25 protein-coding genes are annotated in these 25,466 nt (G+C 52.8%); 23 read left to right on the top strand and 2 right to left on the bottom strand.

The annotated features are described in order from the left end of the window. Window positions 1–27: 27 nt before the first annotated feature. The 7 genes from FGS84_RS08290 (at window position 28) to yaaA (ending at window position 7,013) form a co-directional block, all read left to right on the top strand. Window positions 28–1,362 carry an NAD(P)/FAD-dependent oxidoreductase gene (locus FGS84_RS08290; protein WP_138307464.1) on the top strand — a complete coding sequence of 445 codons (1,335 nt, stop codon included), beginning with the start codon at window positions 28–30 and terminating at the stop codon, window positions 1,360–1,362. Then, window positions 1,359–3,050: an FAD-dependent protein gene (locus FGS84_RS08285; protein ID WP_138307461.1), complete on the top strand. Its 1,692-nt coding sequence runs from the start codon at window positions 1,359–1,361 to the stop codon at window positions 3,048–3,050. Before FGS84_RS08290 ends, FGS84_RS08285 begins: the two co-directional genes overlap by 4 nt. A gap of 110 nt (window positions 3,051–3,160) precedes the next feature. Further along, window positions 3,161–4,024 carry a glutamate 5-kinase gene (proB, locus tag FGS84_RS08280; RefSeq protein WP_138307459.1) on the top strand — a complete coding sequence of 288 codons (864 nt, stop codon included), beginning with the start codon at window positions 3,161–3,163 and terminating at the stop codon, window positions 4,022–4,024. Between the two features lie 46 nt (window positions 4,025–4,070). Next, window positions 4,071–4,292 (top strand): DUF896 domain-containing protein, encoded by a 222-nt coding sequence (locus tag FGS84_RS08275; protein WP_138307457.1) that lies wholly within the window; start codon window positions 4,071–4,073, stop codon window positions 4,290–4,292. A 23-nt stretch (window positions 4,293–4,315) separates the two neighbouring features. Continuing rightward, on the top strand, window positions 4,316–5,557 hold the full coding sequence (locus tag FGS84_RS08270; protein ID WP_138307530.1) for a glutamate-5-semialdehyde dehydrogenase: 1,242 nt from the start codon (window positions 4,316–4,318) through the stop codon (window positions 5,555–5,557). After that, window positions 5,557–6,219, top strand: a complete 663-nt coding sequence (gene lepB / locus FGS84_RS08265) for a signal peptidase I (protein WP_138307456.1) — start codon at window positions 5,557–5,559, stop codon at window positions 6,217–6,219. Before FGS84_RS08270 ends, lepB (FGS84_RS08265) begins: the two co-directional genes overlap by 1 nt. A gap of 8 nt (window positions 6,220–6,227) precedes the next feature. Beyond that, complete coding sequence (gene yaaA, locus FGS84_RS08260) at window positions 6,228–7,013, top strand: peroxide stress protein YaaA (protein WP_138307454.1); 786 nt, start codon at window positions 6,228–6,230, stop codon at window positions 7,011–7,013. 119 nt (window positions 7,014–7,132) lie between these two features. On the opposite strand, the gene hcp is transcribed toward yaaA, so the two are convergent. Then, on the bottom strand, window positions 7,133–8,728 hold the full coding sequence (gene hcp, locus FGS84_RS08255; protein WP_138307452.1) for a hydroxylamine reductase: 1,596 nt from the start codon (window positions 8,726–8,728) through the stop codon (window positions 7,133–7,135). A 126-nt stretch (window positions 8,729–8,854) separates the two neighbouring features. On the opposite strand from hcp, the gene FGS84_RS08250 reads away from it, so the two are divergent. The 3 genes from FGS84_RS08250 to FGS84_RS08240 all read left to right on the top strand — a co-directional run bounded on the left by FGS84_RS08250 (window position 8,855) and on the right by FGS84_RS08240 (window position 11,161). Beyond that, window positions 8,855–9,508, top strand: coding sequence for a Crp/Fnr family transcriptional regulator (locus tag FGS84_RS08250; RefSeq protein WP_138307450.1), 654 nt, complete (start codon window positions 8,855–8,857; stop codon window positions 9,506–9,508). A gap of 124 nt (window positions 9,509–9,632) precedes the next feature. Continuing rightward, window positions 9,633–9,902, top strand: coding sequence for a hypothetical protein (locus tag FGS84_RS08245; RefSeq protein ID WP_138307448.1), 270 nt, complete (start codon window positions 9,633–9,635; stop codon window positions 9,900–9,902). Next, a complete protein-coding gene (locus FGS84_RS08240) occupies window positions 9,899–11,161 on the top strand; it encodes a DNA polymerase IV (RefSeq protein WP_138307446.1) in 1,263 nt (420 codons plus the stop codon). Before FGS84_RS08245 ends, FGS84_RS08240 begins: the two co-directional genes overlap by 4 nt. On the opposite strand, the gene FGS84_RS08235 is transcribed toward FGS84_RS08240, so the two are convergent. After that, window positions 11,145–12,059: an AraC family transcriptional regulator gene (locus FGS84_RS08235; RefSeq protein ID WP_138307444.1), complete on the bottom strand. Its 915-nt coding sequence runs from the start codon at window positions 12,057–12,059 to the stop codon at window positions 11,145–11,147. The genes FGS84_RS08240 and FGS84_RS08235 overlap by 17 nt on opposite strands. Before the next feature lie 176 nt (window positions 12,060–12,235). On the opposite strand from FGS84_RS08235, the gene FGS84_RS08230 reads away from it, so the two are divergent. The 13 genes from FGS84_RS08230 to FGS84_RS08170 all read left to right on the top strand — a co-directional run bounded on the left by FGS84_RS08230 (window position 12,236) and on the right by FGS84_RS08170 (window position 25,426). Further along, on the top strand, window positions 12,236–12,610 hold the full coding sequence (locus FGS84_RS08230) for an AraC family transcriptional regulator (protein ID WP_138307442.1): 375 nt from the start codon (window positions 12,236–12,238) through the stop codon (window positions 12,608–12,610). Window positions 12,611–12,807: 197 nt separating this feature from the next. Further along, the gene (locus FGS84_RS08225; RefSeq protein ID WP_138307440.1) at window positions 12,808–13,008 is read left to right on the top strand and encodes a helix-turn-helix transcriptional regulator; all 201 of its coding nucleotides are present in this window, start codon (window positions 12,808–12,810) and stop codon (window positions 13,006–13,008) included. A 59-nt stretch (window positions 13,009–13,067) separates the two neighbouring features. Beyond that, window positions 13,068–13,523 carry a DUF6773 family protein gene (locus tag FGS84_RS08220; protein WP_138307438.1) on the top strand — a complete coding sequence of 152 codons (456 nt, stop codon included), beginning with the start codon at window positions 13,068–13,070 and terminating at the stop codon, window positions 13,521–13,523. 188 nt (window positions 13,524–13,711) lie between these two features. Beyond that, window positions 13,712–15,457, top strand: coding sequence for a putative basic amino acid antiporter YfcC (gene yfcC, locus FGS84_RS08215; protein WP_138307436.1), 1,746 nt, complete (start codon window positions 13,712–13,714; stop codon window positions 15,455–15,457). A gap of 235 nt (window positions 15,458–15,692) precedes the next feature. Continuing rightward, window positions 15,693–17,177 (top strand): tRNA (N6-isopentenyl adenosine(37)-C2)-methylthiotransferase MiaB, encoded by a 1,485-nt coding sequence (miaB, locus tag FGS84_RS08210; protein ID WP_347563810.1) that lies wholly within the window; start codon window positions 15,693–15,695, stop codon window positions 17,175–17,177. Window positions 17,178–17,293: 116 nt separating this feature from the next. Further along, window positions 17,294–19,939 (top strand): DNA mismatch repair protein MutS, encoded by a 2,646-nt coding sequence (gene mutS / locus FGS84_RS08205; RefSeq protein WP_171042569.1) that lies wholly within the window; start codon window positions 17,294–17,296, stop codon window positions 19,937–19,939. Beyond that, window positions 19,936–20,865 (top strand): tRNA (guanosine(37)-N1)-methyltransferase TrmD, encoded by a 930-nt coding sequence (trmD, locus tag FGS84_RS08200; protein WP_138307433.1) that lies wholly within the window; start codon window positions 19,936–19,938, stop codon window positions 20,863–20,865. Before mutS ends, trmD begins: the two co-directional genes overlap by 4 nt. A 143-nt stretch (window positions 20,866–21,008) precedes the next feature. Then, window positions 21,009–22,298 (top strand): hemolysin family protein, encoded by a 1,290-nt coding sequence (locus FGS84_RS08195; protein ID WP_347563805.1) that lies wholly within the window; start codon window positions 21,009–21,011, stop codon window positions 22,296–22,298. Window positions 22,299–22,492: 194 nt separating this feature from the next. Beyond that, window positions 22,493–22,840 carry a 50S ribosomal protein L19 gene (gene rplS / locus FGS84_RS08190; protein WP_002567490.1) on the top strand — a complete coding sequence of 116 codons (348 nt, stop codon included), beginning with the start codon at window positions 22,493–22,495 and terminating at the stop codon, window positions 22,838–22,840. A gap of 111 nt (window positions 22,841–22,951) precedes the next feature. Continuing rightward, a complete protein-coding gene (gene lepB, locus FGS84_RS08185; protein WP_138307429.1) occupies window positions 22,952–23,506 on the top strand; it encodes a signal peptidase I in 555 nt (184 codons plus the stop codon). A 54-nt stretch (window positions 23,507–23,560) separates the two neighbouring features. Next, window positions 23,561–24,427: a ribosome biogenesis GTPase YlqF gene (ylqF, locus tag FGS84_RS08180; RefSeq protein ID WP_138307427.1), complete on the top strand. Its 867-nt coding sequence runs from the start codon at window positions 23,561–23,563 to the stop codon at window positions 24,425–24,427. 2 nt (window positions 24,428–24,429) lie between these two features. Beyond that, complete coding sequence (locus FGS84_RS08175; RefSeq protein ID WP_138307425.1) at window positions 24,430–25,092, top strand: ribonuclease HII; 663 nt, start codon at window positions 24,430–24,432, stop codon at window positions 25,090–25,092. Continuing rightward, window positions 25,085–25,426, top strand: a complete 342-nt coding sequence (locus FGS84_RS08170) for a YraN family protein (RefSeq protein WP_138307423.1) — start codon at window positions 25,085–25,087, stop codon at window positions 25,424–25,426. Before FGS84_RS08175 ends, FGS84_RS08170 begins: the two co-directional genes overlap by 8 nt. Window positions 25,427–25,466 lie beyond the last annotated feature (40 nt).

Here is a 25,466-nt window from a genome sequence, read left to right as displayed (position 1 = left end):
AGCAGGATAAGGAGCTTTGGATAAATCATGAGAAGACGAATCGTCATCATAGGAGGCGGGGCCTCAGGACTGGTTGCTGCCATTGGCGCGGCCGGCAGCGGGGCTGACGTGACTATTGTGGAACACATGGACCGTGTGGGAAAGAAAATCCTGTCCACAGGCAACGGCAGGTGCAACCTGACCAACCTTAGGATGGAGGCGGACTGTTACCGCTGCGGCCAGGAGGGGTTTCCCATGGAGGTCATCCGGGGCTTTGGGGTGGACGAGACCCTGGCATTTTTCAAAGGTCTTGGAATAGAGCCAAAGGACAGGAACGGATATATCTATCCCAATTCGGACCAGGCATCCGCAGTGCTGGACGTGCTCCGCTGTGAGGTGGAGCGCCTGGGCGTGGTGGTGCTGCTTTCTTGTAATGTGGAGAAGATAGTGCCGGTTGATGGGAATAAAGATGGAAAAGTGGGCGAAGAATTCAAAAATAAAGCCAAAAAATCAGTAAAGGTGGAGGAGGATTCCAACCAGCCAGCCGGCGGCAGGGTCCGCTACAAAGTGTACACGGACCAGGGCGTATTGGATGCAGATGCGGTCATCCTGGCGGCCGGCTCCAAGGCGGCCCCGTCCACCGGCTCGGACGGAAGCGGATATGAGCTGGCAAAGATGCTGGGGCACCGGGTAATCAAGCCGCTTCCCGCCCTGGTGCAGCTGCGGTGCCAGGGAAATATGTACAGGCAGATGGCGGGTATCCGTACGGATGCCAGGGTAAAGCTTATGGCGGCCAATGAACTGCTGGCCCAGGACAGGGGGGAACTGCAGCTGACAGACTACGGCCTGTCCGGCATCCCGGTATTCCAGGTCAGCCGCTTTGCGGCCAGGGCCCTGGACCAGGGAAAAAAGGTCACTGCTTTGGTGGACTTTATGCCGTCCTGGGATGACGGCGAGGCTTTTGGGCTGCTTAAAAAGCGGGCAGCCCTTCTGGGCCACAAGACGGCGGAGGAACTGTTTACAGGCCTGCTGAACAAGAAACTGGCTCTGGTGCTCATTAAGCTGGCAGGCATTCAATCCTCCCGGAAAGCAGGGGAATTGTCTTCCAGACAGCTGAAACTGCTTCTGGAACAGATAAAGACCTATGAAGCCATTGTCATGTCGGTGAATCCCTTTGCCAATGCCCAGGTGTGCTGCGGCGGCGTGGATACCAGGGAGGTAGATGCATCCACCATGGAATCCAGACTTCACGATAATCTGTATCTGGCAGGAGAACTTCTGGATGTGGACGGAATCTGCGGCGGATACAACCTGCAGTTTGCCTGGTCCAGCGGTATGACGGCAGGGATACATGCAGCAAACGGAAAGAGGAACAGGAAATGATTCGTATTAATCAGTTAAAGATGCCCCTGGGACACGACAGGGCAGGCCTTTTGGATAAGGCTGCCAGAATGCTGCATGTTCCGGCAGGGGAGATAGAGAAGCTTGCCATTATCAAGCAGTCTGTGGATGCCAGAAAAAAGCCGGATATACGGTACAGTTATGTGGTGGACATAGGAATCAGGCAGGCCGGACAGCAGAAGGAAGAAAAGCTGGTGCGCAGGCTGAAGGACCGTAATGTAACGGTCCATCAGGAGACGCCTTACCGCCTTCCTGAGCCGGGTACAGAGCCCATGGCCGGCCGGCCGGTTATCATCGGCACCGGACCTGCGGGGCTGTTCTGCGGTCTTATGCTGGCCAGAAAAGGGTACAGGCCCATTCTTCTGGAACGGGGAGAGGATGTGGACGCGCGGACGGAGCGGGTGGCCCGTTTCTGGGAAACAGGGCAGCTGGACCCGTCCTCCAATGTACAGTTCGGGGAGGGCGGGGCAGGGACATTTTCCGATGGAAAGCTTAACACCCTGGTAAAGGATACCTTTGGAAGAAACCGGGAAGTACTGCGCATATTGGCAGAGTTCGGCGGGGACCCGTCTATCCTTTATGTGAATAAGCCCCACATTGGAACCGACGTATTAAGCCGCATTGTCAAAGCCATACGCAGGGAGATTGAAAACCTGGGAGGAGAGGTCCGCTTTCTGAGCCAGGTCACGGATTTCGTGACAGACAGGGAGGCTGGAGAAAACAGGCGGATAGAGGCCCTTGTAATCAACGGCAGCCAGGTCATTGAGACGGAGACAGTGGTTCTGGCCATCGGACACAGCGCCAGGGATACCTTTGAAACCCTGCTGGCCAGGGGCGTTCCCATGGAGCCAAAGGCATTTGCAGTGGGACTCAGGGTGCAGCATCCCCAGACGCTGATAAATGAGAGCCAGTACGGCATGGAGGAATGCAGGGAATTGGGTCCTGCCAGCTACAAGCTCACCTGGAAGGCTCCGGACGGAAGGGGCGTTTACTCCTTCTGCATGTGTCCCGGAGGCTACGTGGTCAATGCATCCTCTGAGACAGGCCGTCTGGCTGTCAACGGCATGAGCTACCATGACAGGGCAGGGGAAAACGCCAACAGTGCCATTATTGTCACTGTCACGCCGGAGGATTTCAGCCGGATGGAGACAGGGCCCGGAGGGGAGAAGGGCTGTGAGGCGGAGCAGGTACGCGGGATGCCGGGAGATGCCATGTCAGGCATCAGGTTCCAGAGGCGTCTGGAGGAGGCTGCCTTCCGCCTGGGTAAAGGAAACATACCGGTACAGCTCTACGGGGATTTTAAGGCGGGCCAGGTTTCCGGGGACTTTGGAGATGTGAATCCGGCCTTTAAGGGCGGATATGCCTTTGCCAACCTCAGGGAGCTATTCCCGGAACCATTGTCCAGGGCTTTCATGGAAGGCATGGAAGGATTTGGAACCATGATTAGGGGGTTCAACCGGCCGGATGCCATCTTAGCCGGCATTGAAAGCCGCACCTCATCCCCGGTCCGCATTCCCAGGGATGAAAAGATGGAAAGCCCTGTAAAGGGAATCTTTCCCTGCGGGGAGGGCGCAGGCTATGCCGGGGGAATCACCTCAGCGGCCATGGACGGAATCAAGACAGCAGAGGAAATCATACGCAGGTACAGCCCCTTCCCTTCGGCTGTCTGAGCTTCTTTTAACGGAAGGGGAAGAGGAAGATTTGCAACATAGAAATTGACGTGACCTTTAAATTGGTGTAAGATAAACAGGAATCGTTTGAAGAGATAAAGGAGTATATCATGGAAACCCAGGAACGTCAGAATCTTGCAGAGAAGCAGAGGATTGTGATTAAGATTGGCTCATCTTCCCTTACCCATGTACAGACAGGGGAAGTGAACCTGATGAAGATAGAGAAGCTGGTGCGGGTCATCAGCGACCTGAGGGGACAGGGAAAGGACGTGGTCCTGGTGTCCTCCGGAGCTATTGCGGCAGGGCGGCAGGCCCTGGGCCATCACAGGAAGCCGGGTTCCCTGGCTGAGAAGCAGGCGTTTGCAGCTGTGGGCCAGGCCAGGCTCATGATGATTTACCAGAAGCTTTTTGCGGAATACAACCAGACAGCGGCCCAGGTTCTTCTCACAAAGGATACCATGGTCAATGATTCTTCCAGGTACAATGCCCAGAACACCTTTGACGAGCTGCTGAATCTGGGAACCATACCCATTGTCAATGAAAACGATACGGTGTCCACCTCGGAGATTCCGTATGTGGACAGCTTTGGCGACAATGACCGGCTGTCGGCCATTGTGGCGGCCCTTATCGGAGCAGACCTGCTCATCCTGTTATCCGACATAGACGGACTTTATACAGATGACCCCAGAGAGAACCCGGAGGCCGGATTCATCAGCCTGGTGCCTGAAATCACGCCTGAATTTTTACGCATGGGCAAGGATACGTCAGGCAGCGATGTGGGTACCGGAGGAATGTCAGCCAAGCTGGCAGCGGCCCGGATTGCCACGGACAGCGGAGCCGATATGGTCATTGCCAACGGAGACCAGGTGGATGTCATACTGGACATTATGTCAGGCAAGGAAAAGGGAACCCTGTTCCTGGCCCACACCAATCTGGATTTTGATTTGATGCATTATCTGAACAATGAATACTAACAGTCTGCACCCGGCCGGGTGCCAGGACCCTGAAAGAGGTGAATGTATGGACGCGTCAAGGATTGACCGTATCAATGAACTGTATCACAAGTCCCAGGCAGTGGGACTGACGGACCAGGAGAAGGAAGAACAGGCCCGGCTGCGCCAGGAGTATGTGGCAGCCATTCGTGGAAGTCTCCGCAATAACCTGAATAACATATCCATCAAGGAGCCGGACGGCTCCATCACGGATTTGGGAAAGAAACATGGCGGAATCAAGGAAGTCTGATGCATTGTGAAGGGGAGATTATGATGACATTGAATGAAATAGGCAGCCGTGCCAAAGAAGTATCGCGTGTACTGGGTACCCTGGGCTCCAGGGAGAAGAATATGGGACTGGAGGAAGCGGCCAGGGCCTTGCTGGAAGGCGAGGAGGAAATACTTGAGGCCAATTTCCGGGATTACGACAAGGCCAAATCCGACGGCATGAGCCAGGGACTGCTGGACCGCCTTAAGCTGACGCCGGCCAGGGTTCAGGCCATGGCAGACGGCCTGCTGCAGGTGGCCTCCCTGGATGACCCTGTAGGAGAAGTGCTGTCCATGAAGCTTCGCCCCAACGGGCTTCAGATAGGGCAGAAGCGTGTGCCTCTGGGGGTCATCGGTATGATTTATGAGGCCCGTCCCAATGTGACGGCAGACGCATTCGGCCTTTGTTTCAAATCAGGCAATGCAGTTATCTTAAAGGGCGGAAGCGACGCCCTCCACTCCAATATGGCCATTACCCGGTGCCTGCGTGCAGGACTCTCAAGCGCGGGCCTGCCGGAGGACTCGGTCCAGCTGATTGAGGATACCAGCAGGGACACCACCAGGGAACTGATGCGTTTAAACCGGTATATCGATGTGCTCATCCCCAGGGGAGGAGCAGGACTCATAAAGACCGTGGTGGAAAACAGCACCATCCCGGTTATAGAGACAGGCACAGGCAACTGCCATGTGTATGTGGACGCTTCCGCGGACCAGAATATGGCCCTGGACATTATTTTCAATGCCAAGACCCAGAGAATCGGCGTGTGCAATGCATGCGAATCCCTGCTGGTGCACAGAAGCATTGCAGAGGAATTCCTTCCCCTTCTCAGAAAGAAGCTGGAGGAAAAGCAGGTGGAGATTCGGGGAGACGAGGATGCCTGCGCCATTGAGCCGGCCTTTGTCCGGGCCACCCAGGAGGACTGGGGAAGGGAATACCTGGATTATATCCTGTCCTTAAAGCTGGTGGACTCTGTGGATGAGGCTGTCCGCCATATCAATACCTACAATACAGGCCACTCGGAAACAATCGTGACCTCTGATTATTTCAATGCCCAGAAGTTTTTAAACGAGGTGGACGCCGCGGCTGTCTATGTCAACGCCTCCACCCGCTTCACGGACGGTGAGGAATTCGGTTTCGGAGCGGAAATCGGCATCAGCACCCAGAAGCTTCATGCCAGAGGCCCCATGGGCCTTAAGGAACTGACCACCACCAAATACATTATTTACGGGGATGGCCAGATTCGCTGATGACAGCGACAGAGGAGCCGGGCCATTTTACATGTGTTCCCGGCTCCGTCAGACAGAATGCAGGAAAAGAGGAAATATATATGCCCGAAGAGGAAAGCAGGAAGAAAGGGAGCAGAAAACAGCAGGAGGAAGAACCCTTCAGCTGGAAAAAGGAGATTATCAGCTGGATACAGATTATCGTGGCAGCGGTTATCATCGCCCTGGTCCTTAACAACTTTATCATAGCCAACAGCCGTGTTCCAACCGGCTCCATGGAGAACACCATTATGTCCAAGAGCCGCGTTATCGGCTCCAGGCTGTCCTACCTGGCCAGCGACCCTGAGAGGGGTGATGTGGTGATTTTCCATTTTCCGGACGACCCGACGGGAAAAATCTACTACGTGAAGCGTGTCATAGGGCTTCCGGGCGAGACCGTGAACGTGGTGGACGGAAAAGTCTATATCGATGATTCCGACACCCCGCTGGACGAGCCCTATCTTCCCGAACCAATGGAAGGCTCCTATGGTCCCTATACAGTGCCGGAAGGGTGCTATTTCATGATGGGGGACAACAGGAATAATTCCCTGGATGCCCGGTTCTGGAAGAACCAGTTTGTGGAGAAGGACAAGATTATAGCCAAGGTGCTGTTTACGTATTTTCCAAGGATAGAAAAAGTGGAGTAAGGGACAGGATGAAGATAATTATATCGCCTGCCAAAAAAATGAATATCAGGGAAGACGAGCTGGAATGGGCGAATCTTCCCTGTTTCCTTTCAAAGGCAGAAGAACTGAAGAAATACATACAGAATCTGGATTTGGACCGGGCCAGACAGCTGTGGAAGTGCAATGAAACCATAGCCCGGCTTAACTACGGCCGTTTTAAGGATATGGACCTGGAACGGCGCCTGACACCGGCCCTTTTGTCCTATGAGGGAATCCAGTACCAGTACATGGCGCCGGGTGTGTTTGAGCAGGGACAGTGGGACTATGTGCAGGAGCATCTGCGTATCCTGTCCGGGTTTTACGGCGTCCTTAGGCCCTTGGACGGTATTGTGCCGTACCGCCTGGAGATGCAGGCAAAGGTGGAACTGCCTTCAGGTATCAGGAGCCTTTATGACTATTGGGGAAGTTCCATTTACCGGGAGCTGGCCGCAGATGAGACGCTGATTGTGAATCTGGCTTCCAGGGAATACAGCAGGGCGGTGGAGCCGTATCTGGAATCCCATATTGAGTATGTGACCTGTGTGTTCGGCACCCTTTCTGAGGATGGAAAGGGCGGTGCCGGGGTAAAGGTGAAAGCCACCGAGGCCAAGATGGCCAGAGGGGAAATGGTCCGGTTCATGGCAGAACGGGACATCCGGGACGCGGAAGGCCTTAAGGATTTTGACCGGCTGGGGTATTGCTACAGCCGGGAGAAATCTGGGGACAGGGAATATGTATTTGTCAAACATGGGAAAAATGAAAGAAAAGAAGAGTAAGCGGAACGTTGGGAAACAATAAAATTGAGAGAACAATGGGACAGGGACCTGTATGCCGGCTGCGGCGTACAGGTCCTCTTTTCTCTGCACAGTGAGATTCCTGTCTCACTGCCGGGATGTCAGGCCAACATCGCGGCCAGGTCCTTCCCAGGAGTGGAGATGGGGCGGATATCAAACTGTTCCACCAGATAATCCAGTATGGCCGGCGAGAGGAAGGCCGGAAGGGTGGGGCCCAGGTAAATGTTCTTAATGCCAAGATGCAGCAGGCTTAAAAGGATACAGACAGCCTTCTGCTCATACCAGGACAGCACCAGGGTAAGGGGCAGGTCGTTGACTGAGCAGCCGAACGCCTCTGACAGGGCCACGGCCACCTGGATGGCGCCAAAGGCATCGTTACACTGGCCCATGTCCAGAAGGCGGGGAAGGCCGGCCAGGGTTCCAAGCTCCAGGTCATTAAAACGGTATTTGCCGCAGGCCAGGGTCAGTACCAGCGTATCCTCAGGCGTCTGCTTTACAAAGTCCGTGTAGTAATTCCTGCCTGGACGGGCTCCGTCGCAGCCGCCTACCAGGAAGATATGGCGCAGCGCCTTCTGATTCACAGCTTCCGCCACAGTGCCTGCGGCAGCCAGAACAGCCTCCCTGCCAAAGCCGGTGGTAACGCTGGTACCGCCGTTGATTCCGGGTATAGTGGTATCCTCCTTGTATCCGCCCAGTTCCAGGGCCTTTTCGATGACCGGAGAGAAGTCCTTGCGGTCGTCAATATGGACCATGCCCGGATAGGATACCACGGCAGTGGTGAATACCCGGTCAGAGTAAGACGGCCTGGGCGGCATCAGGCAGTTGGTGGTAAAGAGCACAGGGGCCGGAAGGTCTGCAAATTCCGTTTGCTGGTTCTGCCATGCGGTTCCGAAGTTGCCTTTCAGGTGTCCGTATTTTCTGAGCTCAGGGTAGGCGTGGGCGGGCAGCATTTCCCCGTGGGTATATATGCGGATGCCCTTGCCCTGGGTCTGTTCCAGTAAAAGCTTTAAATCGTGAAGGTCATGGCCGGAGATAACGATGAAGGGACCTTTTTCCACGGTAAGGCTTACCTGCGCCGGTGCAGGGATGCCGAAGGCCCGGCGGTTGGCCTTGTCAAGCAGCGCCATGCAGTCCAGATTCACGGCGCCCAGTTCCATGACAAGGGGCAGAAGGTCCTGGATTGTATAGCTGTCATATCCGACGGCAAACAGTCCTTTATAGAAATAGTCCATGACCCTTCTGTCCTCATGGCCCAGCACCATGGCATGATACGCATAGGCTGCCATTCCTCTCATGCCGAAAAGAATGAGGGATTTGAGGGAGCGGATATCCTCGTTACCGGTCCAGAGCCGGTTCAGGTCAAAATCTTCTGTCTTGCCGCATTCTGATGTGCAGGAGCTGCACAGAGGGGACAGGGAATCCTTTAAGCGTCCGGCTTCCTCCAGAAGTTCATTCAGGGCATTGTCATCAAAGCTTACATTGGTAAGGGTGGCAAACAGTCCTTTTACAATAAGGCGGTCTGCTTCCCGGTTGTGTTCTTTCCCCTCCGCGGCCCTGGCAAGGCCGATGAGGGCTCCTGTGAGCTGGTCCTGAATCCCGGCAGTGGCAGCTGTTTTGCCGCACACGCCTGCCTTTCCCATACATCCGCTGCATCCCGCGGTCTGTTCACATTGAAAACAAAACATATTGTGTTCCATTCTGTATCCTCCTCTTAAATATGCGTGAATGGGCGGCATGTCCTGCCTGCCCTTGACGGTATGGATGAAGTATAATATAATTTTGACAACAAGTAAGTTGTTGAAACAACGTTAAAGGAGAAAAATATGGATATTCATCTGTTGGCAGGAACAAAGCTGTTTCATGGAATTAAGGAGGAGGAGATAGAGGCCATGCTCACATGCCTTTCAGCGGAAGAACGGACCTATGGCAAGGATGCCTATATATACAGGGCAGGCGATGTGACAGGCCGTCTTGGGGTGGTGATGGAAGGGGCTGTAAATATTATTAAGGACGATGTGTGGGGAAACAGGAAAATCATCGAGAATATAGGAAAGGGCCAGATATTCGGGGAGACTTATGCATGCCTTAAGGGAGAACCCCTGATGGTGGATGTGCAGGCGTCGGAACGCTCCGGAATCCTGTTTATGGACGTGAACCGCATTCTGACAACCTGCTCCTCCAGCTGCGATTTCCACAACCGTTTGATAAGGAGCCTGATGTATGTACTGGCCGGGAAGAACCTGATGCTCACGAAAAAAATGGATATCATTACGCCCAAGTCCCTGCGGGAGAGGGTTATGGTGTACCTGTCCCAGGAATCCGTGAAACAGGAAAGCCGCACCATAACAGTGCCCTTTAACCGCCAGCAGATGGCGGACTATCTGTCTGTGGACAGGAGCGCGCTGTCGGCGGAGCTGTCCAGGATGCAGAAGGACGGTGTGATTTCTTATGAGAAGAACCGTTTCACGATTCAATAAGGAATAGCAGCCTGCTTAAGTTTCCAATCAAATCACACCAGCCGCAGCCTGCAGGCAGTAACCAACAATTCCCACTTGAAACAGAACGTATGTTCTGATATATTGGAATCAGGAGGTGAAAGCAGTGGCGGCTTTAAATATACCCATACAGATGTTTGGCGCCTGCAGTACATTGGGGGATATGACGCCCCTCTGGTTCCGGTATGAGAATGGGGAGCACGGAATCATTACAGTGAAGATTGAGAGCATTGTCTCTTCCAGGGAGGAAAAGTACTGCGGCATGGAGCATATCAGCTTTGTGTGCTGGGCCGTGGCAGAGGGACAGAGGCGCCTTATAGAGCTGAGATACCGTATATCCACCCATAAGTGGTCATTTTTCAGGACCCTGTCATGAGCAGTACAGGAGAGCAGGTATGGTACCATGTGGATGTGAACAGCGCCTATCTGAGCTGGACGGCAGCCTACCGGGTCTGCATCCTGGGAGAGGATTTGGACCTGCGGGGCATTCCCTCTGTCATCGGAGGAAGCGAGGCAGACCGGCACGGCATCGTGCTGGCCAAATCCGGCCCCGCCAAACGGTATGGAATCAGGACAGGGGAGACACTGGCGGAGGCCAGGTGCAAATGTCCGGGACTTGTAATCCTGCCTCCGGATTACAACCTGTATGTGAGCTGCTCCAGAGCACTTGTGGAGCTGCTCAGGAAGTACTCACCCTATGTCCACCAGTACAGCATTGATGAGGCGTTCTGCCAGGTGGAGGGGACAAGGGGGCTGTGGGGAACACACACAGCGTTTGCCCATCAGCTGAAGGAAGAGATTTACCGGGAGCTGGGCTTTACCGTGAACATCGGTGTGTCGGACAATAAAATGCTGGCCAAGATGGCCTCTGAGTTCCAAAAGCCGGACCAGGTCCACACTCTGTTTACCGGGGAGATAGAGAGAAAGATGTGGCCATTGCCTGTAAGCCGGCTGTTCTGGGCAGGGCCTGCCACAGTGAGAAAGCTGGGCGCCCTGGGAATAAGGACCATAGGGGAGCTGGCTGCCGCGGATTTGGAGCTGTTAAAAAGACATCTTAAAAAGCAGGGAGAGTTTATCTGGAATTATGCCAACGGAAGGGATGTGTCCCCTTTCCTGAGGGAGCTTCCCCGGAATAAAGGATACGGCAATTCCATGACCACGCCCTGCGATGTGACGGACCGGGAGACAGCCGGACAGGTCATCCTGTCCCTTACGGAGACTGTATGCGCCAGGCTCAGGGCTGACGGCATGGAGGCTGCCTGCGTGGGCATTTCCATCACGGACCGGGAGTTTTTCCACAGTTCCAGGCAGACTACCCTGATTTCCGCTACAGACACCACCCTGGAAATCTACGAAGCTGCCTGCAGCCTGTTTGACAGCCTGTGGAATCATTCCCCCATCCGCCAGATAGGAGTCCATACAGGAAAGGTCAGCCCCAAAGGCCATTACCAGTATCAGCTCTTTGATAAGGGACTCCATGATAAATACTCCAGGCTGGACACGGCCGTGGACGAGATTAGGAAACGGTATGGGGAGGACTGTGTACAGAGGGCTGTTTTCATGGGAAACCAGATTTCCCACATGTCAGGCGGCATCGACAAGGTGAAACGGACCGGAGTTACGAAAGCGGTGTAGCGGAACGGTTCTTCCGGTAGGTTCTGGGAGAGCAGCCCTTTATTTTATGAAAGACCTTGGAGAAATAGTTGGGGTCGGTGAAGCCGGCCCTGAGCGCTGTCTCGGTCATGGTCAGCCTTCCTTCCAGCACATCGGGGATGCTCTTTTCAATGCGGTATTTTAGGAGGTATTCAAAGAGAGATTCCTTCATGTAACCCTTAAAGACCCGGCAGCACTCGCTCTTGCAGATATGGATGTGCCGGGAAATATCGTCCAGGGTGATGTCAGACTGATAGTTTTCATGGATGAAGGAGAGCATCTGGCGAATCCGTTCCTGGTTTTTCATGCCGGCTGAATGGGCCGGTTCCTGAACAGGGAGACAGTGCAGGTATAAAAGCTTCCAGAAACAGCACAGGTCCATCTGTATATCCATTTCATAGGTGTGGTAGCGGAGGCCGTCGATGCGTATGATATCCTCCAGAAGCCTGATAACTTCCCTGTGCCATTCCTCCGACAGGTCGAAGCAGACAGCAGGAAGAGCAGCGCTTTCCGTCAGGGGCTGCGTATACCGGCTGGCAATCCGGCTTCCCTGATAGCCGTACAGCAGCCTGGGATGGAAGGTGATGGAAATGTATTTGCAGTCATGTCCGTCCTCCATGCGGCCGGTGTGCATGGTATTGGAATTGCCAAAGAGAGCCTGGCCGGCCCTGGGGCGGAATATCCGGTCATTGATTTGATATACCATGGTTCCCTCTGTGAACAGGGTGAGCTCAATTTCCGTGTGCCAGTGCCATTGGAAGGAACCGGTATAGAATCTGGACAGGGCCTCATCGCTGACAAGGACAGGAAATTCATAGGTGCCGTGTTCCTTCAGCTCTTCCTGATGCTCGTTGGTGATAATCCGGATTTTAGATGTCATGGCATTGGACTCCTTTAATCTCAATATTGTCTGGTTATATTCCATGAATTATAACATTTTTACATAAAAAACTCAATATATTCCCTTTTCTGCGCATGATTTTCAAGGATAAATCCCTCTGTTTTTTTATAATAGGAATCAGAAGAAATACAAAATGAAGAAAAGAGGAGATTGCTTTGGAGAGAAGATGCAGGACAGCAAAGAATCAATATCTGAATCGCGTGACTGCCTATATGAGGGAGCATCTGCAGGAGAATCTGACACTGACCCGGATTGCAAGGGAAGCGGGATTGTCAGAGAGCTATCTCAATGCAGTCTTTAAGGAATGCGTCCAGTGTGCTCCCATGGACTATTACATTAACATGAAAATGGAGCAGGCCTGCTATCTTCTCAGCAGCACGGACCTGCATATATATCAGGTGGCCCAGCATCTGGGATATGACAATCAGTATTATTTTTCGCGGGCATTTAAGAAGGTGGTGGGGATGCCGCCTAAGAAGTACAAGGAAATGCCCAGGATACCGGCAGCGCCCATGCAGGTTTCCTGCTGATGACAGGAGGAAACCTGCATGGGCTGCCCTGGCTCTGAAAAACGGGATTTACAGCTTCCGCCACTGGGACATGCCTTAAGGAAAATGTAATAAACAAAATGCAATATATACTTTACATTCGGGAAGATATAAATTATAATATGCAATATAGAACGTTAAATAAGGAAGAGGATAGAGGTCCTGAGAGGAGGAATGGAATGGCAGGGAAGAACCTGAAAATGAAAGCAGCCAGGGCAGGCATGGATTTATCCCAGGAGGAACTGGCGGAGCTGGTAGGCGTAACCCGCCAGACCATTGGAATGATAGAGGCGGGGAAGTACAACCCGACGCTGAATCTTTGCCTGGCAATCTGCAGGGTGCTTCACAAGACACTGGATGAACTGTTCTGGGAGGAGTAACAGGAAATATGAAAACCGGAGGGAACGGAAACCGGAGGAAACGAAAGGAGAATCCTGATATGATGGATGAACGAATGACACAGGTAAGAAATAAAATATTAAGTGAGATGGCAATGATTATGTATGTATTTGTGGCGGCGGCCTTTGCAGTGAAGGTCCTGCTGCTGGGGAAAGGAATACGGGACTGCGTGGTGGAATATGTCGTATTGATTCTGGCTCCCCTGTATCAGTATGTAAGGGCAAGGCAGCTGAAATTCAGCCTGTACCAGCCGGAAAACAGCGGCCGGAAACAGCGTGTCAGACGCAATCTTGTTTCCGTTACAGTGGGCGCCCTGGTTTTCATCCTGTTTTTCTGGCGCAGTACAAGACAGGAAAACCTGGATGCCAACGAGATGGTTCCGGGGGTGCTGATCTTTGCTGCGGTATTCCTGCTCACAAAAGTGGCGATAGTAAGGATTGAAAAGAAAAGGGCAGACAGGCTGGAACGGGAATACGAGGATGAAGGGGAGGAGTAAGGAGAGAAACTGGGGAGGGGGTGACGGAAGAACCGTCGGAATCCTCATAAAAATCCAAAGACCGAAATCGAAATAACCCGAAATTTGTATTGTTAAATTTCAGGTATTAGGGTAAAATGGAATGGCATGTCTGACAGGCCGCATACCTGGCGGCCTTAATATTTCTATCATAAGGAGAGAGACAAACCATGCCATTTAACAACAAAAAGAAGGCCGGCGCCCCGAAGCGGGATTATACAAAGATGAAGACGCCCCATACGTACGCCATTATATTTGCTGCTATATTCGTATGCTGGATGCTGACATTTTTGATTCCGGCAGGAAAATTCAGTACCCACAAGGTGGAATATACGGATTCCAACGGTGCGGTCAAGACAAAGACCGTGCTTATGGCGGACACATTCCGCTACAGCTATCGTCTGGACCAGGAAGCGGTGAAGAATGACCTGACAGCCATGAGCGGGGATGAAGCATTGATGGAATCCCTGGGTGTTGCCCCGGGTGAGCTGGATGCATTTCTTGACACGGATTCGTCTGAGTGGACCCAGGAGGACCTGGATGAACTGGGGCTGACAGATGACGTGCTGTACGGACAGTACGGCGAATCCATCTATGATACCAGCCAGAAGCTCCATAAGACGGCGAAGATATGGGGCACAGAGGATTTTGGGGGATTCGGCTTCCTGAACTATGTGTTTGAGGGCCTGGTGACAGGGGACCGTTCCGGCTCAGCAGTCGGTATCTGCGCATTGATTCTGGTGGTGGGAGGCTCCTTTGGCATCATTATGAAAACAGGGGCCATTGATGCAGGCATTTACGCCTTTATCAAGAAGACAAAGGGATTGGAACGCCTGGCCCTGCCGCTGTTATTCATCCTGTTTTCACTGGGAGGCGCCACCTTTGGAATGGCGGAGGAGTGCATTCCCTTTTCTATGATTATGGTGCCCTTTGTAATTGCGCTGGGCTATGACTCCATTGTGGCCATTACTGTTACTTATGTGGCGTCCCAGGTGGGCAACGCGGTTTCATGGATGAGCCCCTTTTCCGTTGCAGTGGCCCAGGGAATAGCCGGAATACCGGTTCTGTCCGGCGCAGGCTTCCGTCTGGTCATGTGGGTGATTGTCACTCTGCTTTCTGCAGGATATATGATGATTTACGCTGAAAAGGTACGTAAGAATCCCGCCCACTCCGTGGTATATGAGAGCGACGCCTATTTCAGGGGAAGGATGACCAGCGTATCAGAGGAGGAAAGGGAGTTTAACCTGGGCCATAAGCTGATTCTTCTGGAGATGCTGGCAGTCCTGATTTGGATTATCTGGGGAGTTACCAGTGAAGGCTATTATATCCCGGAAATCGCCTCCCAGTTCTTTGTGATGGGATTTGCGGCCGGTGTGACCGCAGTTATTTTTAAGCTCAATGACATGACGGTTAACGGAATGGCCTCTGCATTCCAGAGCGGCGTGGCCGACCTGGCGGGAACCGCGGTGGTTGTGGGTATGGCCAAAGGAATCCTTCTGGTGCTGGGCGGTTCCGATGCAAATGTGGCTTCCACGCTGAATACGATTTTGTACACCATTGGAAATGCACTGGCAGGAGTGCCCTCATTTATCGGCGCACTGTTCATGTACCTGTTCCAGAGCTGCTTTAATCTGATTGTAACCTCCAACTCAGGACAGGCAGCCCTGACCATGCCCATCATGGCGCCTCTTGCGGACCTGGTAGGCGTCACACGCCAGGTGGCTGTGCTGGCATTCCAGATGGGCGCCGGATTTGTGGATGCGTTCACACCTGTTTCCGCCAGTCTGATTGGGGTCCTGGGCGTTGCCAGGATTGACTGGGGAAAATGGGCAAAATTCCAGATTAAGATGCAGGCGTTTTTCTTCCTTATGGGAACCGCGGCCATTGCTGTTGCCATAGCCATTAACCTGCAGTAAGGGCTTGGCAGTTGGTTTGAACCACCGGCTGCGGGGCAAAATAGTTGGAGCAGGGCATTTTCTGCCCCTGCTCCAATACTTGGTTGACTTCCCGGCCATTTTAAAGTAAAATTCATACTGTTAATCATGATTGGCTGGACCGTGCAAAAGGCCCGGCCTGCTATGCGTTTCAGGAAAGACGGAAATACTTAAATAGAAGCTAAGGAGCAGATAAATGGAAGAATCCAGAGATACCATGGACAACATAGAAAATGCAGAGACAACCATAAACCAGGGACCGCCTGCCGCGGAGCCAGAGCGGCAGCAGTACTTCATGGAGCGGGCCAGGAGACAGCTGGCTGAATGCTCCGCCAGACTGGGACGCCCCCTTACCTGCTGCATCAACACCTTCGGATGCCAGATGAATGCCAGGGATTCGGAAAAGCTTTTGGGAATTCTGGAAACCATCGGCTACAGGGCCGTGGAATCAGAGGAAGCGGATTTTGTGCTCTACAACACCTGTACGGTGCGGGAAAATGCCAACCTGCGGGTTTACGGCCGGCTGGGACAGCTGGGGGCCTATAAGAAGAAACATCCTGACATGATGATTGCCCTGTGCGGCTGTATGATGCAGGAGGAGGAAGTGGTGGCTAAAATCAGGAAGAGCTACCGCTACGTGGATTTAATCTTCGGAACCCATAACATATTTAAGCTGGCTGAGCTGGTATCCCAGTGCCTGGAGCGGCGGACCGGGGACGGACAAAAGCAGGGGAAACCGAAGATGGTGGTGGATGTCTGGAAGGATACGGACCAGATTGTGGAGGATTTGCCGGTGGAGCGCAAGTTCCCCTTCAAATCCGGAGTCAACATCATGTTTGGCTGCAATAATTTCTGCAGTTACTGCATCGTACCCTATGTAAGGGGGCGGGAGCGCAGCCGCAGGCCGGAAGAAATTATAAAGGAAATACAGAAGCTGGCAGCGGATGGAGTGGTGGAAATCATGCTCCTTGGCCAAAATGTAAATTCCTATGGAAAGAACCTGGACCATCCCATGACCTTTGCCCGGCTTTTGGAGGAAGTGGAAAAAATAGACGGAATTGAGCGAATCCGTTTTATGACATCCCATCCAAAAGATTTATCCGACGAACTTATAGAGGTCATGGCCAGGTCCAAAAAAATCTGCCGCCACCTGCACCTGCCTCTCCAGTCCGGCAGCAGCCGGATACTGAAGGTCATGAACCGCCGCTATACCAAGGAGCAGTATCTGGATTTGGCAGAGCGGATTAAGAAGGCAGTGCCGGGCATTTCACTGACAACAGACATCATTGTAGGGTTTCCGGGCGAGACGGATGAGGATTTTGAGGAGACCATGGATGTGGTGAGAAAGGTGCGGTTTGACAGCGCATTTACATTCATCTATTCCAAGCGCACCGGCACGCCGGCGGCAGCCATGGAGGACCAGGTGCCGGAGGCGGTTGTGAAGGAACGGTTTGACCGCCTTTTAAAGGAAGTACAGGATATTTCGGCAGAGGTCTGCGGGCGGGATGCAGAAACCGTCCAGGAGGTTCTGGTGGAAGAGGTCAACAGCCACACCCCGGGCCTTATGACCGGCCGCCTGTCCAACAACACAGTGGTTCACTTCCCGGGGGATGCATCCATGATTGGAAAGCTGGTGCCGGTGTATTTGCAGGAGAGCAGAGGGTTTTATTACATGGGGCATGTGGCTGATAAGGAGAATTAGCAGGCACAGCCGTCCAAAACCAGTCAGATTAAAACCAAATAAGATAAATCAAGAAAAACCAAGCATACTAGAGAAGAGAGGTCAGCATTTTGATAGATTTGTCACAATTATCTCCCATGATGCAGCATTATATGGAGACAAAGAAGGAGTACCCGGACTGTGTCCTGTTTTACCGTCTGGGGGACTTCTATGAGATGTTTTTCGATGATGCCCTGACAGTGTCAAAAGAACTGGAGATAACCCTTACAGGGAAGGACTGCGGTCTTGCTGAGCGGGCCCCTATGTGCGGGGTTCCGTTCCACGCAGTGGATTCCTACCTGTACCGCCTGGTCCAGAAGGGGTATAAGGTCGCCATCGCAGAGCAGATGGAGGACCCCAGGCAGGCCAAGGGCCTGGTGAAGCGGGAGGTAATCCGTGTGGTGACGCCGGGAACCATTACCAGCTCCCAGGTGCTGGATGAGACAAAGAACAATTACCTGATGGGTATTGTATATATGGATGGCGTTTACGGCATATCCACAGCAGATATCAGCACCGGGGATTTCATGGTGACTGAGGTGGATTCGGACCGGGAACTGTTCGATGAAATCAACAAGTTTTCCCCATCTGAGATTATCTGCAACAATGCCTTTTACATGTCCGGCGTGGATATGGACGAGCTTAAAAACCGTTATCAGGTAGTGATTTCCGCCCTGGACAGCCGCTTTTTTGGCGAGGAGTCCTGCCGGCGGGTGCTGATGGAGCATTTCAGGGTGGGAGCCCTGGTGGGACTGGGGCTGGAGGACTATGCCACGGGCATCATTGCCGCCGGAGCCGTGATGCAGTATATCTATGAGACGCAGAAGAGCACCCTGGAGCACATCACCGCCATTACCCCCTATTCCACCGGCCAGTACATGGTCATAGACACCTCCACCAGAAGGAATCTGGAGCTGGTGGAAACCATGCGTGAAAAGCAGAAACGCGGCACCCTTTTGTGGGTTCTGGATAAGACAAAAACAGCCATGGGGGCCAGGCTGCTGCGCGCCTGCATCGAACAGCCGCTGATTCACAGGGATGAAATCATCAGGCGCCAGAACGCAGTGGAAGAGCTGAACATGAACTATATTTCCAGGGAAGAAATCTGTGAGTATTTAAATCCCATCTATGACCTGGAGCGTCTGATAGGGCGAATCAGCTATAAAACAGCCAACCCAAGGGACCTGATTGCTTTCAGAAGCTCCCTGGAAATGCTTCCTTATATCAAACGGATACTGGGAGAGTTTAACAGCGAGCTTCTGGCGGAGCTGGCCAGGGAGCTGGACCCGTTGCAGGACATTTTTAAGCTCATAGGGGACTCTATTGTGGAGGACCCGCCCATTACGGTCAGGGAGGGCGGAATCATAAGGGACGGCTACAATGAGGAGGCGGACAAGCTGCGCCAGGCCAAGACGGAAGGCAAGAACTGGCTGGCGGAGTTAGAGGCAAAGGAAAAAGAAAAAACAGGCATCAAGACGCTGAAGGTAAAATTCAACAAGGTATTCGGCTATTATTTTGAAGTGACCAACTCCTTTAAGGACCAGGTGCCGGATTACTACATCCGCAAGCAGACACTGACCAATGCAGAACGGTTCACCACAGATGAATTAAAGCAGCTGGAAGATATCATCATGGGCGCGGAGGAAAAGCTGGTTTCCCTGGAGTACGACCTGTTCTGCCAGGTCAGGGACAAAATCGGAGCAGAGGTGGTCCGTATCCAGAAGACTGCCAAATCCATAGCCGGAATTGATGTATTCTGTTCCCTGTCCGTGGTGGCTACCCGCCGCAACTATGTGAAGCCCTCCATCAACGACAAGGGCGTGATTCAAATCAAGAACGGCCGTCATCCCGTTGTGGAGCAGATGATGCGGGACGACATGTTCGTGGCCAACGATACCTTCTTAGACAATGGAAAGAACCGGCTGTCCGTTATCACCGGGCCAAACATGGCAGGCAAATCCACCTATATGCGCCAGGTGGCCCTGATTGTACTCATGGCCCAGCTGGGCAGTTTTGTGCCTGCCCAGGAAGCCGACATCGGCATATGCGACCGCATTTTCACCAGGGTGGGTGCCTCCGACGACCTGGCCAGCGGCCAGAGCACCTTTATGGTGGAAATGACAGAGGTGGCCAACATTCTGCGGAACGCCACCAGGAACAGTCTTCTTGTGCTGGATGAAATCGGAAGGGGAACCAGCACCTTTGACGGCTTATCCATTGCCTGGGCTGTCATAGAACACATCAGCAATTCCAAGCTTTTGGGAGCCAAGACCCTGTTCGCCACCCATTATCATGAGCTGACAGAGCTGGAGGGCACCATAGCAGGGGTAAAGAATTATTGTATAGCGGTAAAGGAGCAGGGGGACGACATCGTGTTCCTGCGCAAGATTGTCCGCGGCGGTGCAGATAAGAGTTACGGCATCCAGGTCGCAAAACTGGCCGGCGTGCCGGATTCCGTCATAGCCAGGGCAAAAGAAATTGCAGAGGAATTAAGCGATGCGGACATCACGGCCAGGGCCAAGGAAATCGCGGAAATCAGCTCCAACATCACCCAGCACAAGGCGGTGCCGAAGCCGGATGAGGTGGACCTGCAGCAGCTGTCCTTCTTTGACACGGTAAAGGACGACGACATCATCCGGGAGCTGGACAGCCTGGAGCTGTCCACCATGACGCCGCTGGATGCCATGAACACCCTGTACCGTCTTCAGACAAAGCTTAAGAACCGCTGGAAGGAGACAGGATGAATTTTCACATACTGACACTGTTCCCTGAGATGGTCATGGGAGGCCTGGGAACCAGCATAACGGGACGGGCCATGGAGAGCAAAACCATATCCGTGGAAGCCATTGACATCAGGGATTATTCAAAGGACAAGCACAGGCATGTGGACGATGCCCCATACGGCGGCGGCGCGGGCATGGTTATGCAGCCCGGACCTGTGTGCGAGGCATACGAGGCCCTGTGCAGCCGCATCGGCAGGAGGCCCAGGCTCATATACATGACGCCCCAGGGCAGGGTATTTAACCAGACCATAGCCCAGGAGCTGGCCAGGGAGGAAGACCTGGTTTTTCTCTGCGGGCATTATGAAGGAATTGACGAGCGGGCCCTGGAGCTGATTGCCACGGACTATCTTTCCGCAGGGGACTACGTCCTCACCGGCGGGGAACTTCCCGCCATGGTCATGATAGACTGCATCTCCCGCCTGGTGCCGGGGGTGCTGAACAATGAAACCTCAGCAGAGGAGGAGTCCTTCCACGACAATCTGCTGGAATACCCCCAATACACCCGGCCTGAAGTGTTCCGCGGCATGGAAGTCCCGGAAGTACTCTTGAGCGGACACCACAAAAACATTGAGGAGTGGCGCAGGCAGCAATCCATAAAGCGCACACTGGAGCGCCGCCCCGACCTTCTGGAACAGGCCAGCCTGACCATGAAGGAAGTAAAATACCTGGATTCCATCCGGCAGGAAAAAGGCGACCTGGAAACCCTGGAGGAACTCCTGGACCAGTACGTAAAAGCCCTGGGCGACGAGTCCGGTGCCGGACGCACCAAGCGCAAAGCAATGGCCGAGGCCAAGAAGCTGCTGGCAGCCAAGGCCTGTACGGTTGGGGAGCTGGAGAGCTATTATAAAGTGAAAGGACTGCTGGCCGGGGGAACGCAGACGCAGTGAGTTTTATCCGGAATGCCATTATATTGACATTCCCTCAATTATATTGTACAATTCTCTGAAACTATCCACACATACACAGCCATTACAGGCCCCGGCAGCAGCTTTCCGGGTTTTCGGGACCGTAAAATTTGAAATAATAGGAGTTGATTTTTTTGGACCCATCGGGTGACAGTATTGCCATACGTGTCGTTATCATTATTATTTTACTGGGACTTTCCGCTTTTTTCTCATCGTCGGAGACCGCCCTCACAACCGTCAATAAAATCCGTATCAGGACATTGGCGGAGGGGGGAAACAAATCCGCACAGTGGGTCATGAAGCTGTCTGAGAATCAGGGGAAGATGCTCAGTGCCATTTTAATCGGCAACAATGTGGTAAATCTTTCGGCCTCATCCATGCTTACCGTGCTGGTGACTGAAACATTTGGAAATAAGGCCGCTGGAGCCGCGACCGGCGTACTGACGCTTTTAATTTTGATTTTTGGTGAAATAACACCTAAGACAATGGCCACTCTGGAGGCGGAACGGTATTCACTTCGGGTGGGCCATATGATTCATATTCTGATGACCGTGCTGACCCCTCTTATTGTCCTCATTAACTGGATGTCGTTGATTGTGCTTAAGGCCCTTCATGTGGACCCCAATAAGAAAAATGACGATATCACAGAGGATGAGCTCAGGACCATTGTGGATGTGGGCCATGAAAAGGGAGTCATTGAGTCGGAAGAACGGGAGATGATTAACAACGTGTTCGACCTGGGCGACTCCGTTGCAAAGGATGTCATGGTTCCCAGAATTGATATGGTGTTTGTTGACATTGAGGATGATTACGATGACCTGATTCAGATATTCAGGGAGGAGCATTATACCAGGCTTCCGGTCTATAAGGAGACAACGGACAACGTGGTGGGCATCATCAATATCAAGGACCTGCTGCTGGTGGAGGACAAGGCGTCCTTCTGCGTGTCGGATTACCTGCGCCAGCCCTTTTATACCTTTGAATCCAAGAAGCTTTCCGAGCTGATGATGGAGATTAAGAAGTCCCCCAACAATATAATCATTGTCCTGGATGAGTATGGCGCCACGGCAGGGCTGATTACGCTGGAGGATATCCTGGAAGAAATCGTGGGTGATATCCGCGATGAGTATGACGAGGACGAGGAGGAGGAGCTGGTGGATTTGGGAGAAGGCCAGTATCTGGTGGAAGGCTCCATGAAACTGGATGACCTCAATGACATCCTGGATTTGAAGCTGTCCTCTGAGGACTATGATTCTGTGGGCGGCCTTGTCATTGACCGTCTGGAACATCTTCCTTCCCAGGGCGAAGAGGTGGTGTGCGGCAATGTGCGTCTGGTGGTGGAACAGGTGGAAAAGAACCGGATTGACAAGGTCCATCTGTACATCCTTCCTGAGGCGGAAGAGGATAAAGAGTAGAATCAGGAAAGCAGCGTTGTAAAAAGAGGTAAAAACACGGCGGCATGACTCATAAAGTGCTTGCATTTTGGGACAATATATGATAAAATCAGTCGTTGTGACAAGAAATAGATGGTCCTCTGTTACTGTGAGTGGTGAATCTGATTTACTGCCGGCGTATTAAGAACATCCAATAGATGAAGGAGGTTCACACGATGAACGACATTATTAAGAACATTGAAGCAGCCCAGTTGAAGGAAAGCGTACCCAGCTTTAACGTTGGCGATACCGTTAAGGTATACAACAAGATTAAAGAGGGTAACCGCGAGAGAATCCAGATTTTCGAGGGAACTGTCATTAAGAGACAGAACGGCGGAGCCAGAGAGACCTTTACCGTAAGGAAAAACTCCAATGGTATCGGCGTTGAGAAGACCTGGCCATTACATTCCCCAAGCGTTGACAACGTAGAGGTTGTACGTAAGGGTAAAGTAAGAAGAGCGAAGCTGAACTACTTAAGAGACAGGGTTGGTAAGGCTGCCAAGGTTAAAGAATTAGTTAAATAATCAGGTAGTGGAAGTGAGAATAGAGTTTGCAGATGCAAACTCTATTTTGTTAAGCAGGCGGCATACCCGGAAACAGTCCGGGACATGCCTTAAAAGATAAGGTGTGGGTACATGGATTTTTATGTGAATGAGGATACGGCGTGGCTGAGAAAAGCGGTCCGCTGGGCGGTCAATGTGGTGTTGGTCCTGGCCTGTGCCTGGTTCCTGGTCTACAGTTTCTGTACCCAGGTGCCTGTGTCGGGCGGTTCCATGCAGCCGGTGCTGGATGCGGACGACGTGGTCCTGGTCAACCGCCTGGTTTATGATGTGGGAAAGCCGGAACGGTTTGACATCGTTGTATTTGAACGCGAGGACCACAAGAAGAACGTGAAGAGGGTTATCGGACTTCCCGGAGAGACTGTACAGATAAAGGGCGGCTATATATTCATTGACGGCCAGCTTTTAAATGCAGAGGACGACCTGGAGCAGGTGTCGCTGGCAGGCAGGGCCGACACCCCCATCAAACTGGAGGACGATGAATACTTCCTTCTGGGCGACAACCGGGACAGCAGTGAGGACAGCCGCTTTCCCAATATCGGAAATGTAAAGAGAGAACAGATACAGGGTAAGGTCTGGTTCAGGATGTTTCCTCTCCTGAAGCTGGATTTCATCCGTTCAACAAAATAAAGGGTCCCGCCAAGAGGCGGGAATTGAAGCAAGACAGAACAGGAGTTTACAAATATGAATATTCAGTGGTATCCTGGTCATATGACCAAGGCAAAACGGGCCATGAAGGAAGATATGAAGCTTATTGACCTGGTAATCGAGCTGGTAGATGCCAGGGTTCCCCTTTCCAGCCGGAATCCGGACATTGACGACCTGGGCGCGGGCAAGGCCAGGATGGTGCTCCTCAACAAGTCTGACCTGGCGGACGAACGGCAGAATGCCCGCTGGGCGGCCTGGTTTGAGGCCAAGGGCATCCATGTGGTAAAGATTGATGCCAGAAATAAGGGAACGCTTAAGCAGGTGCAGTCCGTTATCCAGGAGGCGTGTAAGGAAAAGATAGAGAGGGACCGGCGCAGGGGCATCTTAAACCGCCCCATCCGTACCATGGTGGTGGGGATTCCCAATGTGGGCAAGTCCACTTTTATCAATTCTTTTGCCGGAAAGGCCTGCGCCAAGACAGGAAACAAGCCCGGAGTCACCAAGGGTAATCAGTGGATACGCCTTAACAAGACCCTGGAGCTTTTGGACACCCCCGGCATTCTGTGGCCCAGGTTTGAGGACCAGCAGGTGGGTCTTAAGCTGGCCCTTATCGGCTCCATCAATGACCAGATTCTCAATAAGGACGAGCTGGCCTGCCAGCTGATACGTTTGCTGGAAAAGCGGTATCCCCAGGTACTGCCGGAACGGTTTGGCCTGGAGACAGAGGGAAAGGAAGCAGCGTCTGTCCTGGAGGACATTGCCAGGGTGCGTGCCTGCCTGTTAAAAGGCGGGGAGTTGGATGTGTCCAGGGCAGCGGCCCTGCTTCTGGATGATTTCAGGGCAGGCAAGCTGGGGCGGATTACGCTGGAAGAGCCGGAGAATCAAACAGATAAGGTGGAATGACAATGGCTGCAAGAGTACTAAAAGGAGAAAAGCTGGAGCAGGAGATGGCCCGTCTGGAGGCCATGGCGGAATATGAGAAGGAGTATGATGCATACACTTATATCTGCGGCATAGACGAGGCGGGCCGCGGGCCTTTGGCAGGGCCGGTGGCAGCGGGCGCCGTGGTGCTTCCCAGGGGCTGCCGCATCCTGTATCTCAACGATTCCAAGAAGCTGTCGGAAAAGCGCCGTGAGGAGCTGTTTCTGGAGATAAAGGAAAAGGCAGTGGCGTGGAATGTGGGCCTGGCCACCCCTGCCAGGATTGATGAAATCAATATCCTCCAGGCCACCTATGAGGCCATGCGGGAGGCTGTAAAGGGCCTTGCCGTGAAGCCGGAGGTATTTCTCAATGACGCTGTCACTATTCCGGGCCTGGATGGAGTGCAGGTGCCCATCATAAAGGGAGATGCAAAGAGCCTGTCCATAGCAGCAGCCAGTGTCCTGGCAAAGGTTACCAGGGACCATATGATGGCTGAATATGAGGAACTGTTTCCCGGATATGGATTCGCCAAACACAAGGGATACGGAACAGCGGCCCACATAGCTGCCATCAGGGAGCTGGGGCCCTGCCCGATTCACCGAAGAAGCTTTATACGCAATATTGTCCAGGCGGATACATATGAATAAGAGACAGACAGGCAGCCGTTATGAGGAAACAGCGGCTGCCTTTTTGACAACCAAGGGATACCGCGTGCTGGAACGGAATTTCCGGTGCCGGCAGGGAGAAATCGATTTGATTTGCCGCCATGGCAGGTATCTTGTTTTTGCAGAGGTGAAATACCGCTCCGGGCTGGCCAAGGGAAGCCCGGCCGAGGCGGTTGACGCAAGGAAGCAGGAGCGGATACGCCGGGCAGCAGCCTTTTATCTGTACAGCCACGGAATCGGGGAGGATGTTCCCTGCCGGTTTGACGTGGTGGGAATACTGGGCGGCAGCATTGAGCTGATACAGAATGCGTTTTGATAAATGACAATGAAAAAGCATCATATTTTATTACTTATAA

Origin of the sequence: Clostridium sp. 1001271st1 H5 (assembly GCF_005845215.1) — a bacterium.
Taxonomy (GTDB): domain Bacteria; phylum Bacillota; class Clostridia; order Lachnospirales; family Lachnospiraceae; genus Enterocloster.
The sequence above is the reverse complement of the archived record's forward strand: the minus strand, read 5'-3'. Positions and strand labels throughout refer to the sequence as shown.